We start from the raw sequence: 14,078 nt of genomic DNA, 5'->3' as shown, positions 1-14,078 counted from the left end.
CCGGGATGATCGAAGTGCGATCATCCGGGATGATCGAAGTGCGATCATCCGGGATGATCGAAGTGCGATCATCCGGGATTACGGCGGTGCCGTCGATCTCGACCAGCCAGTCCGGCCGCGCCAGGGCCTGCACGACAAGGCCGGTCGAGACGGGATGCACGCCTTTGATGTACTCGCCCATGGTGCGGTAGACCGCCTCGCGATGGCGCACGTCGGTGATGTAGACCACCACCTTGACCAGGTGGTCCATGGTGCCGCCGCACTCCTCGATCAGTTGGCGAATGTTCTGCATGACCTTGTGCGTCTGCTCGACGGGATCGTGGCTGTCGATATTCTCAGCCGTATCGAGATCCTGCGGACACTGGCCACGCAGATAGACGGTCCTGCCGCCCCGCGTAACGACCGCCTGACACAGATCGTTGTCGAGCTTCTGCTCGGGATAGGTGTCTTTGGTGTTGAACTTGCGAACTCTTGAATGCGCCATCTTGTTCTCCGTCAGATCGGGCTCGAGGTCAGGACATCCGTTCAGTTGCCGTCGGCTATGCCACCTTGGTCTCGCGCTTCGCGGACGCATGGTAGGCCAGGTACTTGCGCTGCGTGGAAATATGGTCCGCCAGATGCTGGGCGTCGTGCCAGACGCCCCAGATGAAGCTGGATCCCCTCCGCGATTGCCAAGGCAACCCAAGGAAATAGATCCCGGGCTCGGTCGACACACCGCGCTGATGCTTCGGCTTGCCTTTTTGGTCGAACACATCAACCTCAAGCCAGCTGTAATCAACGGTAAATCCCGTTGCCCAGATGATCGAGCTTATTCCCGCCTCAGCCAGGTTCAACTCAAGAATGGGATCGGTCACGCATTGCGGGTCCGGCCCGATCTTGCGGGCATCGGGCTCTTCGGGAAGATCGAGGCCGTTGCGGGCAACATAAGCGTCGGCCTCGTCCAGCACCGACATGTAGTTTGCATCGCCGCGCGCAACGTTCTTGCCAAGATCCGGCGCGAAGATCATCATACCGCCCCTGTACAATTCCGTCCGGCCAACCAGCGTCATCCCTTGCGCGGCAAGACGCCGGAAGTCGATCGTCTCGCCGCCACGCGCACCGCTTACCGCGATGGTGACATGTTCCGTGCCAGGCGCCGGGGCCTGGGCGTCCCACTTGCCGAGAACCCCCAGCCACCAGCAGAAGTCACGCTCGCGATAGGCCCGCGGAGGGCGATCGTGCGGCCCGACCGAGAGGTAGACGCGCCTTCCCGCACGCAAGAGTTCGTCCGCGATCTGCACCCCCGAGGATCCCGAACCGACCACCAGCACCGCACCGTCGGGCAATTGGCCGGGATTGCGATAGGCGCTGGAATGGATCTGCATGAGCCCGGCATCTCCGGGAACAATGGCCGGGACGACGGGATGTTGGAAAGCTCCGGTGGCGGCAACCACGTTGCTGGCCACGATCATGCCATCTGAGGTTTCGACCTGGAAACCGGGGCGACCGACAAGCCGGCGCACTTTCTTTACCTCAACGCCGCAGCGGATAGGGGCCGCGATCATTTCCGCGTAAGCGACAAAATAGTCCGCAACCTTCTCCTTGGAGACAAAGGCGTCGGGATGGGCATCAGGAAACTCCATGCCCGGAAAACGATCGTGCCAGGCGGGACCATTGGCAACTAAGGAGTCCCATCTTTCGGAGCGCCAGCGTTCGGCGATACGCTGGCGCTCGAGGACGAGATGAGGCACGCCGCATTTGCTCAGATGCTCGCTCATAGCCAATCCCGCCTGGCCGCCGCCAACAACGAGCGTGTCTACTTTTTCAACTGACATTTCAGCGGCCCTTTCTGGCTCTTCCCGAGAATTTCTGCGCATGCCGACGGAGGTCTGATCGTTGGTTTACCGAAGGGGCTGGGTAGCGAAAATTACGATTTCATGTGGCAGTGGTTAGCTTGTCCCTAAATGCTGGATGCCATCGCCGAAGAAGCGAACGCGGGATCATCGCCGCTGCGACAGACGCAATTATCGGGAGGCTCAGAGATAAAGGCTTCTGGCCGCCTTGGACGAGAGGAGCTCCTTTGCCGGTCCTTCCTGGGCGACCTTGCCCTTGACCAGGACATAGCCTCGATCGGCGATGCCCAGTCCCATTTCCGCGTTCTGTTCGATCAGCAGGATGGTCGTGCCGCGGCGATGGATCTCCCGGGTGATCTCGAAATACTCGCCGATGAGCTTGGGCGAGAGGCCAAGCGACGGTTCGTCCATAATCACGAGCTTGGGTTCGCCGATCAGCGCGCGCGCCAGCGCGACCATCGCCTGTTCGCCGCCGGACAGAGTGCCAGCCACCTGGCGCAAACGCTCCCGGATACGCGGAAACAGATTGCCCATTTTGTCCAGTTGCGCCTCGAAATCGGGACCTCGGCTCGACACCGCGTCGTAGCCCAGGCGCAGGTTCTCGATCACGGTCAGGCTGGGAAACAGCCGGCGCCCTTCCGGAACAAGGCCGACACCGAGCGACGCCAGATTTTCCGTGCCAAGCGTCGCCATGTCCCTGCCCATCACCTCGACCTTGCCGCGCTGGGCGCGTACCACGCCGCAGACGGTCATGAAGGTTGTCGTCTTGCCGGCGCCATTCGGCCCGAGCAGGCAGACCAGTTCGCCGGGACGCACGCTCATCGCCACGCCGCGCAGCATCGGCACCGCCCCGTAGCTGGTATCGACACCCTTCAGCTCAAGCATGGGCGACCGCCTTGCCGAGATAGGCCTCCTGGACGCGCGGATCGGCACGCACCGCCGCAAAGTCGCCCTCGGCGATCTTGCTGCCGTAGTCGATGCAGGTGACGTGCTGCGGGAAAGCCTCGACCACCCGCATGTCGTGCTCGATCAGGATCACTGACAATTCGGGGTTCTCCGCGCGCAGCCGCGCGATATCGGCCACCAGCGCGTCGGTCTCCGTATCGTCCATGCCGACCGACGGCTCGTCGAGCAGCAAAAGCTTGGGCTGCGAGGCCAGCGCGCGGGCGATTTCCAGCCGGCGCCGGTCGGCCTGCGCCAGCGTTCCAGCTGGCCGATAACGCTGTTCGAACAGACCGCCGGATCCGAGCTTGAGCAGGGTTTCGGCCTTTTCCACGCAGGCCGCCATCTCGCGACGCGACGCGCCCGGCCGGAACAGCGCATCCAGCACGCCGGTCTTCGTGCGGGTGTGCATGCCAATGATGACGTTGTCGAGGACGCTGAGGTCCGAGAACAGTCGCGACGACTGAAATGTGCGGGCGATACCGCGATCGACGACTTCATAGGACGGGCGACTGGTGATGTCGACGCCGTCGAACGTCACCCGGCCGGAGGTCGGCCGGTAGACGCCAGTCACGACGTTGAACAGCGTCGACTTGCCGGCGCCGTTCGGGCCGATGACGGCGAGCACCGCGCCCTTGTCGATCGAAAGGCTGACATCGTTGAGCGCGACAAGGCCGCCGAAGCGCATCGTCAAATTCTCGACCTTGAGAAGCGCGCTCACAGATCGCCTCCGTATCGCCGCATGCGTTGCGGGAAAAAGCCCTGCGGCCGGATCATCAGGAAGCCGATGATGACGACGCCGAAGAACAACAGGCGGTAGTCGGCGAAGGCGCGCAGTTTCTCGGGCAGGATGGTCAGCAGGAACGCACCGACGATGACGCCGAAAATATTGTCCATGCCGCCAACGATGACCATGGTCATGATGGTGACGGAAACCAGGAAGGTGAAATTGTCGGGGGAAATGTAGGACACATAGAAGGCGTAGATCGTGCCGGCGAAGGCGGCCAGAAAGGCATCGACCGCGAACGCCAGCACCTTGAACCACGCCACATTGATGCCTTGCGCCTTGGCGGCGATCTCGTCGGCGCGCAGTGCGTTCCAGGCCAACCCGATGCGCGAGCCGTGCAACCGATGCGCCGTGACGATGGCGACGACGACCAGCGCCGCCGACAGATAGTAGAAGTTCGCCTGGCTCGGCAGTTTCCAGCCGAAGATCACCAGCGGGTCGGCGAAGGAATGACCGAACAGGCTGGGTGCTGGAATGCCGACCAGTCCGTTGGGCCCGCCGGTCCAGCTGAAATTGTTCAGCAATTGCTGGACCACAACACCGAAGGCGATGGTGACGAGCGCCAGATAGGTGTCACGCGTGCGCATCGACGGAATGCCGATGATGAAACCGAACAGTGTTGCAGCCAGCGCTGCGACCGGCAGTGTCAGCCAAAAGCTGATGCCGAAGTTGATCGCCAGCAACGCCGACACATACGCCCCGATGCCGTAGGAAGCGCCGGTGGCGAAGTTCGGAATGTTGGCGCTGCCGAGCTGGAAATTGAGCGCCAGCGCGAGCACGGCATAGAGCTGGGCGACGATCAGCAGATGCAGCATATAGGTATTCGAGCCGACGACGAATGGAAAAGCCACAACGACGACCGCCGCGGTAACCATCGCCAAGAGGGAAGCGCGGGCAAAGCTGGCCAATGCGTAGTCGCCGATCCACGGGAGCCTCTCCAACAGGTAGAAGCCAAAGCCGAGCAAAGCCAGCAGGCCGACCACCTGCCAGCCGCCATCAACCTTCAAAATGAGGTAGAGGAACGCTGCCCCGCAAAGTTGCGAGGCGATGGCGAAGGCTGCGGCGGCCGCCTTGCCCGGCGCAGCAAGTGAAACGCTACCCTGCATGCTAGACTTTCTCCATGACGGTGCGCCCAAGCAGGCCGGCCGGGCGGAAGATGAGCACGGCGATGACAAGCAGGAAGACGAACACCAATCGATAGGAAGCGCCATCGGGCACAAATGTCTGCGCAAGCACCTCGATGCCAGCGATGATCAGTCCGCCCAGTATGGCGCCCGGCATCGAGCCGAGGCCACCGATTACCGCAGCCGAAAAGCCGAGCAGGCCGGCCATGACACCGAAGTCGAACCGTGTCACGCCGGCATAGCTTGCGAACAAAAGGCCCGCAGTGGCGCCGATCACTGAGGCGATGAAGAAAGTCGCACGGAAGACGCGTGCGTCACGGATGCCCATCATCCGCGCCACGATCCGGTCCTCCGAGGCCGCGCGGATGCGCAGGCCGAGCGGGGTCAAGCGCAGGAAGACGAACAGCATGACCACCAACGCGACGGTCAGCACGACCACGAGCAGCGCGAACCAGCTGATGGCAACGCCGGAGACTTCGAAAGCCATGCCCGACACCAGGCGCGGGAAGGCATGTGGGTTCGATCCTTGCGGATAAAGATGGCGGATCAGCTCGCGGATGACGATGCCTAGCGCCACCGTCGCCACCAGCGCCATCATGGCAGGGGCGTCGCGAAAGCGCCTGATCACCAGCTTGTCCAGCAAGACGCCGATCAAACCGACCGCGAACACGGCTGCCGGAACTGCAAGGATCAGCCAAGCGGGACCTGAAGCCCCAACTGCCGTCGCCAACGCCTGGGCGAGCGCCAGCGAGATGAACGGCGCCGTCGTTGCGACATCGCCGTGAGAGAAATGAATGACGTTCAGGACACCGAAGATCAGGCTGAATCCAATAGCCAACAAGGCATAGATGCAGCCAAGGGTTATCCAGTTCACCAGCTGCTGGACAAGCAGTTCCGTCATCGTGCTCGCCTCCATCGGGAGCAGACGGGTATCAACCGCCATGCCGTGCGGACAGAACGAATCTCCGAACTCACGAGTCACAATTTCCGAATTTCATCACTGAATGCGCGCCAATACACTGATGATCAGCCGACGATCACGATCGGCCGGGTCGCTACGACGGCGGCAGATAATTCTATTGAGGTGGAACCATGCAAAACAGGCGCAGTGCGCTTATCCGCGTATCGTCAATTCTGGCTGGGTCTCTGTTCGCCATTGCACTGGGTGCTGCCCAGGCTCAGGCCGACCAGATCAAACTCGGCTTCATTGGACCGCTCTCCGGCGGAAACGCCCAGCAGGGTCTGGGCGCCCGCAACGGTTTCCTGCTCGCGATCGAGCAAGCCAATGCCAGCGGCTATCCGCACCAGGTGGAAGGCATCGTCCTCGATGACGCCTCCGATCCGGCCGTCGGCGTTTCAGCGGCCCAAAAGCTGGTCAATGATCCGTCGGTGATTGCCGCGACCGGACATTGGAACAGCTCGGTGGCGCTGGCGACGATCCCGGTCTTCAATCGCGCGCAGATGCCGTTCATCGTTTGGGGCGCGGTCAGCCCGAAGATCACCGAGCAGAATTTCGCGAACGTGACCCGCGTGACGCCAACGTTGGTCAACGAAAACAAGCCGCTGGCCGAAGCCATTGCCAAGCAGGGCAAGGTCAAGAAGATCGCGATCATCTCCGACACGACCGACTACGGCGCGGCCAACACCAAGTGGTTCGGAGACTTCTTCAAGGCTGCCGGCGGTGAGATCGTCTCGTCGGACGCAGCCGCGGTCGGCACCACCGATTTCCGCGCCATGCTGACCACGGCGAAGGCGGCGGCGCCGGATGCGGTCTACTTCGGTGGCGTTGTCACCGAAGCAGCGCTTGTGCGCAGCCAGATGGCAGACCTTGGAATGGGCAGTCTGCCCATGTACGGAATTTCGGGCATATACGATCCGAAGTTCATCGAGATCGCAGCCGCAGCCGCCGAGGGCACCATTGCGGGAACCCCGGCCGTACAGTCGAACCCGAAGCTCGACGAATTCAGCAAGGCCTATGAAACCAAGGGCTACACAGATCCTGCCGGTTCCTACGCCAAATATGCCTATGAGGCCACCCAGATCCTGCTCGATGTCATCAAGGAAAAGGGCGTCGACGACAAGGAGGCGCTGAGCAAAGCCATTCGTGACATCCATCACAACGGCATTCTGGGAGACGTCTCGTTCGATGCAAGCGGACAGACAAACATGGCCATCGACATCGACATGTTCGTGGTCCGCAGCGGCAAATGGGAGAAGATGTAATCACCTGACCAACGCCGCGCCACCCTTGGTGGCGCGGCGTTGAAATCCTTCATCGCCCGAGCTCGCAAAGACTTACCGGAGCGCCCAGACCATGAATGATGAGGCCGGCCTGCGCGCACCTCGAAAGGCTGTCGAGATCAAGGGCGTGTCCAAGGTATTCGGCACCTACCAGGCGTTGAAGCCCGTTTCCTTCGACATCTACGACAACGAGTTCTTTACGCTGCTTGGCCCGAGCGGCTGCGGCAAGACCACCCTGTTGCGCATGATCGCCGGCTTCGAGCAGCCAACGACGGGGCAAATTTTCCTGCACGGCTCGAACATACAGGGACTGCCCCCACACAAGCGGCGGGTCAACACTGTGTTCCAGAGCTACGCCCTGTTTCCGCACATGAGCGTTGAACAGAACATCGGCTTCGGGCTTGAAAACCTCGGCTGGTCAAAAGACCGCCGCGATGCGCGTGTCGCTGACATGCTGCGTCTCGTCCATATGGAGGCATTTGCCGGGCGCAAGCCACAGCAATTGTCGGGCGGCCAGCGCCAGCGCGTCGCGCTCGCCCGCGCATTGGCGCCCGAACCGGAAGTCCTTTTGCTCGACGAACCCCTCTCGGCACTCGACCTGAAGCTACGCCAGGCCATGCGCGACGAGCTGCGCATCCTGCAGCGCAAGACCGGTATCACCTTCGTCTTCGTCACCCATGACCAGGAAGAAGCTCTCGACCTGTCGGATCGCATCTGCGTTCTCGGCGATGGCGAAATCCAACAGCTTGGCACGCCTGCCGCGATCTACGAGGAGCCGTCAAACCGCTTCGTCGCCGACTTCATCGGCGAGACCAATTTCCTCGACGCCGAGGTGATTGCCGTCAACGGCGAGCAGGCGACCGTGACAACGCAGCTCGGCATGACCTTGACGGCTTCTCACAAGAAAGCAGTCGCCGGCCAGAAGGCCTTCATGTCGATACGTCCGGAAAAAATCAGCCTGCCTGCCCAGGCCAACCCGATCGCTGTCGATGGCACGATCATGGGCACCAACTATCTCGGCGGCTACACATACTATCTCGTTGAAACGGGCGGCACCACGCTGCGTATTTCCAAGCGCAACAGTGTCAGCCGCGGCCAGATGTTCGAGATCGGGCAGTCGGTGAAAGTCGGCTTTGCCGCCGAATCCGTGCGGATCCTCGGTGCATGAAGCCATCCGCCAGAAAACCGAACTGGAATGTGCTGGGCTTGCTGCCGGCCCATCTCATCATGGTGCTGACGCTGATCATCCCGATCGGCATCATCATCGTCGTGTCGTTCTCGACGCGCGGGCCTTACGGCGGATTCGAATATGTGTTCACCACCGCGCCCTACAAGCAGCTGTTGTTCAACGAAGGCTGGACCGGCGAGCTGGAGTTCAATCCGCAATATCTCATCGTCGTTGCAAGGACGCTGGTGCTGTCGGCCGTGACGACCTCGATCTGCCTGCTTTTGAGCTTCCCGGTTGCCTATTTCATCGCGCTCCGGCGACCGACGATCAAAGTCCTGCTGATCTATCTGGTCACGCTGCCATTCTGGGTTTCGATGATCGTGCGCGTCTATTCCTGGATCATCATCCTTGGCAAGGACGGGGTCATCGAAAAGACCCTTCGGGGTGTGGGCCTCGTCGACAACATGGGGTCCCTGCTGTTCGGCAATACCGCCATGCTGGTCGGTCTCGTCTACAGCTACATTCCGCTTATGATCCTGCCGATCTTCGCCTCCATCGAGAAGCTCGACCCTGCGCTCATTGAGGCGTCGCATGATCTTTATGGCAATCGGCTCATCACATTGCGCCGCGTTATCCTGCCGCTCACCCGGCCGGGCATGATCGCCGGAGCGATCCTGGTGTTCGTTCCCAGCCTTGGCGCGGTCCTGGAGCCGACCCTGCTCGGCGGCGGCAAGACGATGATGATGGGCAATCTCATCCAGTTGCAGTTCGGCGGAGCCCGCAACTGGCCGCTCGGCGCCGCCATCGCCATCGTGCTGATGGCCGCGGTCATGATCTTCCTGGTCTTCCAGGGGCTGCGGTCCATGCGGATCGAAGGGCTGGAGCGTGCGTCATGAACGCGGACAATGATGTCAGACGCTATCCGGGCTTCGGCGTCTTTAGCGCGATCTTCTTCGCCTATCTCTACCTGCCCATTGCCGTCGTGGTGTTCTATTCCTTCAACGCGAACCGGATCGTCTCCAATTGGGGCGGGTTCTCCTTGCACTGGTACACTACCGCCCTGTCCAACGCGAACCTCCTGACGGCAGTGAAGACCTCCTTGCTGGTCGCCACCGTCGCCACCGTCGCCTCGACACTTGTCGCGTTGATGGCGGCATTGGTGCTGGTGAGGGGCCGTAATGTCAGATTCCGTCGCATCTCCGAAACGGTGGTGAACCTCCCGCTCCTTTTGCCTGAAATCGTCGTTGCCGTCGCCGTCCTGATCCTCTTCTCGGAGGCCGGGCTGGCCAACGGATTGGTGAAACTGATGATCGCCCACACCACCTTCTGCATCCCGTTCGCCTTCCTGTCGATACGCGCGCGACTGCAGGGGATGGACCTCGATCTGGAGGAAGCGGCCCGCGATCTCTATGCGACCGGCTGGGTTGCCTTTCGTCGCGTCACGCTGCCGCTCATCCTGCCGGGCGTGTTCGCCGGCGCCATGCTCGCCTTCGTCATTTCCATGGACGATTTCATCACCAGCAATCTGTTGAATTCCGGCGGCGCCACCACGCTGCCGGTCTACATTTTCTCCCTGATCAAGCAGGGCGTGTCGCCGCAGCTCAACGCCATATCGACATTGATAATGCTGGCCTCCATCGCGCTGGCGACGGTCGCTTTTCTGCTGCAGCGGCAGAGATAGCGAAGCAAGTTTTTACCTAACCACCACATCGGCGAATTCAAATTTATTGCTGGCGCGTGTTGGCTATCGTTGCCTTGGGAGAACAAGAAATCAAGGGGAACGACATGTTCAAGAATCCGCGCGTCACATCACTCGTCGTCGCCAGCGCGCTAGGACTGGCTTTCACTGTCTCGGCTCATGCTGAAGGCAAGCTTTCGATCTACGCTTGGGCCGACTCCATCGCTCCGGACGTCGTCGCGAAATTCGAAAAGGAAACGGGTATCGACGTCACCGTCGACGCATTCTCATCTAATGAGGATCTGCTGACGAAGCTCCAGGCAGGCTCCTCCGGCTACGACATCGTGACGCCGTCGCAGCATTTCGTGAAGATCATGATCGACAGCGGACTGCTCGAGGACATTGGCGCAAGCTCCATGGCTGCCTATCAGCAAATCCTGCCGGAATGGCAGAAGCCATGGTGGGATCCGACCGGCAACTATTCGATCCCGCTTGCCTTCGGCAACGCCGGCTACACCGTCAACCGCGACGTCTACAAGGGTCCGGTCGATAGTTGGAAAACCTATTTCGAGCCGCCGGCCGAACTGCAAGGTAAAATCGCCAGCCTTGCGCAGCCTGACGAGGTCATTTCGGCTGCGCAGAATTATCTCGGCATCAAATACTGCAGCGAAGATCCTCAGGAAATGAAACGCGTTCTCGATCTCCTACAAGCGCAAAAGCCTTACGTCGCTGCCTACTCCAGCGACAACATTGAGAACCGGATCGGTGGCGGCGAGGTTGGCGCCCATTTCTGGTGGGACGGCAATTCCATGCGCGTACGCCGCAACGACAAGGCCAATGTTGAATATGCGATGCCTAAGGAAGGCTTGGTCGGATGGCTGGATTCCTATGTCGTGCCGAAGGGTGCGGCCAATATCGACAATGCCAAGAAGTTCATCGACTTTATGGCTGAGATCGACAACGCGACGGACGAGTATAATTACTACGGCCATTCCTCCCCAGTACAGATCGACGAGGCGAAAGCGCTTTACTCGAAGGAAAACGCTCCCGAGCTTTTCCCGACCGTTCCGGTGAAAATGGGCGAAGCGTGTTCTCCTGCAGCGCAGGAACTTGTCACGAAAGTCTGGACGCAACTTCTCCAGTAAGCTCGGCGGGCCGGTTACCAAGATTTCCGGCCCGTTCCATTTTCTTTGAAGGCGCGGTGAATGTCGGCCGATACTTATGATTATGTCGTGGTTGGCGCAGGTTCGGCAGGCTGCGTCCTCGCCAATCGCCTGACCGCGAATCCCTCCGTGCGGGTCTGCCTCGTCGAGGGCGGCGGAAGCGACAATAGTGTGCGGGTGAGAGTGCCGGCGGGAATTCTCTCGCTCTACGGCAATCCGAACTATGACTATTGCTTTCTCGGCGTGCCTCAGCCGCACCTCGATAACCGCAGGATTCCGGTCAATCGCGGCAAGGCGCTGGGCGGTTCGAGCTCGATCAACTCGATGGTCTATATCCGGGGCGCCGCCCAAGATTATGACGAGTGGTCGCGGCTCGGCTGCACAGGTTGGGCGTATAGCGACGTGCTTCCCATCTTCAGGAAGCTCGAGCGCAATCTGCTTGGCCAGGATCCGCACTACCACGGCACCAGCGGCGAGTTGCTGGTCGACAGCCCGCGCGATCCGAACGTGCTTTCAAAGATGTTCGTCAAGGCCGGCAACAATGCGGGCCTTCCCGCCAACGACGATTTCAATGCCGAAAGCCAGTTCGGCCTCGGCATCTACAATGTCACGCAAGATCGCGGCCAGCGCTTCAGCAGTTTTGCCGCGTTCGTGCGCCCCGTGCTCGATCGCAAAAATCTCACGATCTTTAGCGAATGCGAGGTGATCGACCTCAAAATAACGGAGGGGCGTGCAGCGGGCGTAAGAGTGCGGCACAAGGGCCAGCAGAAGACGCTGTCCGCCCGCCGCGAGATCGTGCTCTCGACCGGCGCGATCAACTCACCGAAGATCATGCTGGCTTCCGGGATCGGCCCCGCGGCCGAGCTCCAGGCGATCGGCATAGATCCGATCCTTAATCTGGCGGGAGTGGGCAAGAACCTGCAGGACCATGTCGACGGCATGATCACGGTCCGCTCCTCAAGCACGAAGACGCTCGGTCTGTCGCTGCTGAATCTGCCCCGAATGTTAGCAGCGCCTTTTCAGTATTACGTCGGCCGAAAGGGCATGCTCAGCACGAACTATGTCGAAGCCGGCGGCTTTGCCAAGACGAAATACGCAGATGGCATTCCCGACATTCAGTTCCACTTTGTGCCGGGATATCGCAGCCATCGCGGCAGACTGCTGGAATACGGCCATGGATACGCAATTCACACCTGCGTCCTTAGGCCGAAAAGCGTTGGCGAACTCAAATTGTCCGGCCACACATCGAGCCGGGATGTCCTGATCGATCATCGGTTCTTTTCCGACGAGGAGGACGCCAAGGTGCTGGTCGAAGGCATCAAGATTGCGCGTCAAATCTTTGCCGCACCCGAGTTCGACGAGATCAGAGGCAGGGAGATGCTGCCGGGCAAGGATGTGCGTAGCGACGATGAAATCCTGGCCTATCTGCGCGCCGAAGCGCTGACCGTTTATCACCCGGTGGGGACGTGCAAGATGGGGACGGATGCGATGGCCGTCGTCGATCCGGCAACGCTCAAGGTGCGCGGCATCGCAGGCTTGCGGGTGGCGGATGCGTCGGTCATGCCGAAGTTGATCGGCGGCAACACCAATGCGCCCAGCATGATGATCGGACAGAGAGCTTCAGACATGATTTTGGGCCAATAAACGCCGCTTTCGGCCTCAGCGTTAGAAAGCACGGACTTGGTGCCTGCCGCGCCGCGCAGGTGCTAGCGTGCGCACAATGTGCGGCAAAGCTGCCGACAGTAGTTGCGTATCTTGTTCTGGGGGCTGTTAAGAGTCAGAATTAGCGTGTATTAAAGAGTTAGGGTTAACAAAGGCTTCCTCGGTGACGCTGTTTCAAATCACCTCCATCGTGGCCGAACTGGCGGTCTCCTACGTCACGATTGCACTCACCTATCTGGCAGCTGTGTACGCGATTTGCTCCCGCTACGGGTGAGCGCGGCCCAAAGGCCTCCGTCGCAACGCTGACGGCCCGACGGACGTCACCGCAGATCCGTGTCAAACCCGAGCACGGATAATCTCAAGCGGTGGTTCTCATGGACAGACCTTCGCAGCGGAAATGATACTGAGCCGAGAAACGTCGCCGCAAAAGGCGACGATCCAGGACTGTTTTTCAGCGACGCGCCGACCAATAGAGATCAAAGACGGTTGGCTCGTTGCGGCAGGGAAGCGCCCGTGCCGAGCTTACGCGGCTCGATGGTCCCGCTCGCCCGTCTCGCCATTGATCTCGCAGAGCAGTCTTTCGATGTCGGCTTTCGGAAAGCTGCGGCGAAACCGGCGGTCGAAGGTCGTGAATATGCCGAAAAAGGAATTGGCGCAGTGCTCCAACATCGTGTCCGCCTCCTGCGCGGAGATGCCGAGCTGGTCTTGCAGAAAGGCGATGAATTTTCGTCGTGCGATCGGATTTCGAAGCACGAAGACCGGCTGTGTGTCCCATTCGATGCGCCGATGTTCCGAGACGGAAGAAATGGTTCGCAGAGCAGCCATCAGTCGGATGTCCCGAGATGAGGCACCGACCTCGATCCCGACCGTGTCGCTGTCGAGCGTCCAGTCTCCGCGCACCGGGTCGAAGGCGCAGAGATCCTGCGCTGTCAACTCGATGGTAACCCTGCGGCTTTCGCCGGGGCGCAGCGCAACCTTGCAGAAGCCCTTCAGTTCGCGGATTGGCCGTTTGAGGCGGGGTTTGCCGTAACGGGCGTAGAGCTGGCAGATTTCCTTGCCTTCCACCGCTCCAATGTTGGTAACGGTAAAGCTCGCGGAAACGCATTCGCCGCGCCGGATTTCCGACCGGTCCAGCGAGAGATCGGAATAGGCGAATTCGGTAAAGCTCAATCCGAAACCGAACGGAAAAAGCGGTTCGATGTCGCGGGCATCGAACCAGCGATAGCCGACATGGATGCCTTCGCTGTAGACATGGCGCCCGTTCTCGCCCGGATAGGTGAGATAGGTCGGAATGTCCTCCATTCGCTTCGGAAACGTCGTTGTGAGCTTGCCGCAGGGGTTGACCCGACCGAACAGGACATCGGCGATGCCGCCGCCCATGGCTTGGCCGGAAAAGAAAGTTTCGACCACGGCCGGCACCTTGTCGATCCACGGCATGACGACGACGTCCGGGCTGGCGATGACGACAACCAGATTTGGAT

The 14,078-nt window shown here is 60.5% G+C and carries 13 protein-coding genes; 6 read left to right on the top strand and 7 right to left on the bottom strand.

Annotated features, from left to right (window positions below; translation table 11 throughout):
* From E5W87_RS26150 to E5W87_RS26125, 6 genes are all read right to left on the bottom strand, one after another.
* Positions 1 to 484, bottom strand: a 484-nt coding sequence (locus E5W87_RS26150) for a RidA family protein (RefSeq protein ID WP_292404250.1), incomplete at its 3' end; no start/stop codon positions are given.
* A gap of 55 nt (positions 485 to 539) precedes the next feature.
* Positions 540 to 1,814 (bottom strand): NAD(P)/FAD-dependent oxidoreductase, encoded by a 1,275-nt coding sequence (locus E5W87_RS26145; RefSeq protein WP_292404248.1) that lies wholly within the window; start codon positions 1,812 to 1,814, stop codon positions 540 to 542.
* A 201-nt stretch (positions 1,815 to 2,015) separates the two neighbouring features.
* A complete protein-coding gene (locus E5W87_RS26140; protein WP_292404245.1) occupies positions 2,016 to 2,717 on the bottom strand; it encodes an ABC transporter ATP-binding protein in 702 nt (233 codons plus the stop codon).
* A complete protein-coding gene (locus E5W87_RS26135; protein ID WP_292404241.1) occupies positions 2,710 to 3,495 on the bottom strand; it encodes an ABC transporter ATP-binding protein in 786 nt (261 codons plus the stop codon). The genes E5W87_RS26140 and E5W87_RS26135 overlap by 8 nt, the downstream gene beginning before the upstream one ends.
* Complete coding sequence (locus tag E5W87_RS26130; protein ID WP_292404238.1) at positions 3,492 to 4,667, bottom strand: branched-chain amino acid ABC transporter permease; 1,176 nt, start codon at positions 4,665 to 4,667, stop codon at positions 3,492 to 3,494. Before E5W87_RS26130 ends, E5W87_RS26135 begins: the two co-directional genes overlap by 4 nt.
* Position 4,668: 1 nt before the next feature.
* On the bottom strand, positions 4,669 to 5,586 hold the full coding sequence (locus E5W87_RS26125; RefSeq protein WP_292404235.1) for a branched-chain amino acid ABC transporter permease: 918 nt from the start codon (positions 5,584 to 5,586) through the stop codon (positions 4,669 to 4,671).
* Positions 5,587 to 5,777: 191 nt separating this feature from the next.
* On the opposite strand from E5W87_RS26125, the gene E5W87_RS26120 reads away from it, so the two are divergent.
* The 6 genes from E5W87_RS26120 to E5W87_RS26095 all read left to right on the top strand — a co-directional run bounded on the left by E5W87_RS26120 (position 5,778) and on the right by E5W87_RS26095 (position 12,579).
* Positions 5,778 to 6,908 carry a branched-chain amino acid ABC transporter substrate-binding protein gene (locus tag E5W87_RS26120; RefSeq protein ID WP_292404233.1) on the top strand — a complete coding sequence of 377 codons (1,131 nt, stop codon included), beginning with the start codon at positions 5,778 to 5,780 and terminating at the stop codon, positions 6,906 to 6,908.
* Positions 6,909 to 6,999: 91 nt separating this feature from the next.
* Positions 7,000 to 8,094, top strand: a complete 1,095-nt coding sequence (locus tag E5W87_RS26115) for an ABC transporter ATP-binding protein (RefSeq protein ID WP_292404230.1) — start codon at positions 7,000 to 7,002, stop codon at positions 8,092 to 8,094.
* Complete coding sequence (locus E5W87_RS26110; RefSeq protein ID WP_292404227.1) at positions 8,091 to 8,990, top strand: ABC transporter permease; 900 nt, start codon at positions 8,091 to 8,093, stop codon at positions 8,988 to 8,990. Before E5W87_RS26115 ends, E5W87_RS26110 begins: the two co-directional genes overlap by 4 nt.
* A complete protein-coding gene (locus E5W87_RS26105; RefSeq protein ID WP_292404224.1) occupies positions 8,987 to 9,775 on the top strand; it encodes an ABC transporter permease in 789 nt (262 codons plus the stop codon). Before E5W87_RS26110 ends, E5W87_RS26105 begins: the two co-directional genes overlap by 4 nt.
* 104 nt (positions 9,776 to 9,879) lie before the next feature.
* Positions 9,880 to 10,917, top strand: a complete 1,038-nt coding sequence (locus E5W87_RS26100) for an extracellular solute-binding protein (protein ID WP_292404221.1) — start codon at positions 9,880 to 9,882, stop codon at positions 10,915 to 10,917.
* Positions 10,918 to 10,977: 60 nt separating this feature from the next.
* Complete coding sequence (locus E5W87_RS26095; RefSeq protein WP_292404218.1) at positions 10,978 to 12,579, top strand: GMC family oxidoreductase; 1,602 nt, start codon at positions 10,978 to 10,980, stop codon at positions 12,577 to 12,579.
* Between the two features lie 540 nt (positions 12,580 to 13,119).
* Here the strand turns inward: E5W87_RS26095 and E5W87_RS26090 are convergent.
* A partial coding sequence (locus E5W87_RS26090) for a glycoside hydrolase family 3 C-terminal domain-containing protein (RefSeq protein ID WP_292404216.1) occupies positions 13,120 to 14,078 on the bottom strand: 959 nt, incomplete at its 5' end.

Origin of the sequence: Mesorhizobium sp., assembly GCF_004962925.1 — a bacterium.
Classification (GTDB): domain Bacteria; phylum Pseudomonadota; class Alphaproteobacteria; order Rhizobiales; family Rhizobiaceae; genus Mesorhizobium.
The sequence above is the reverse complement of the archived record's forward strand: the minus strand, read 5'-3'. Positions and strand labels throughout refer to the sequence as shown.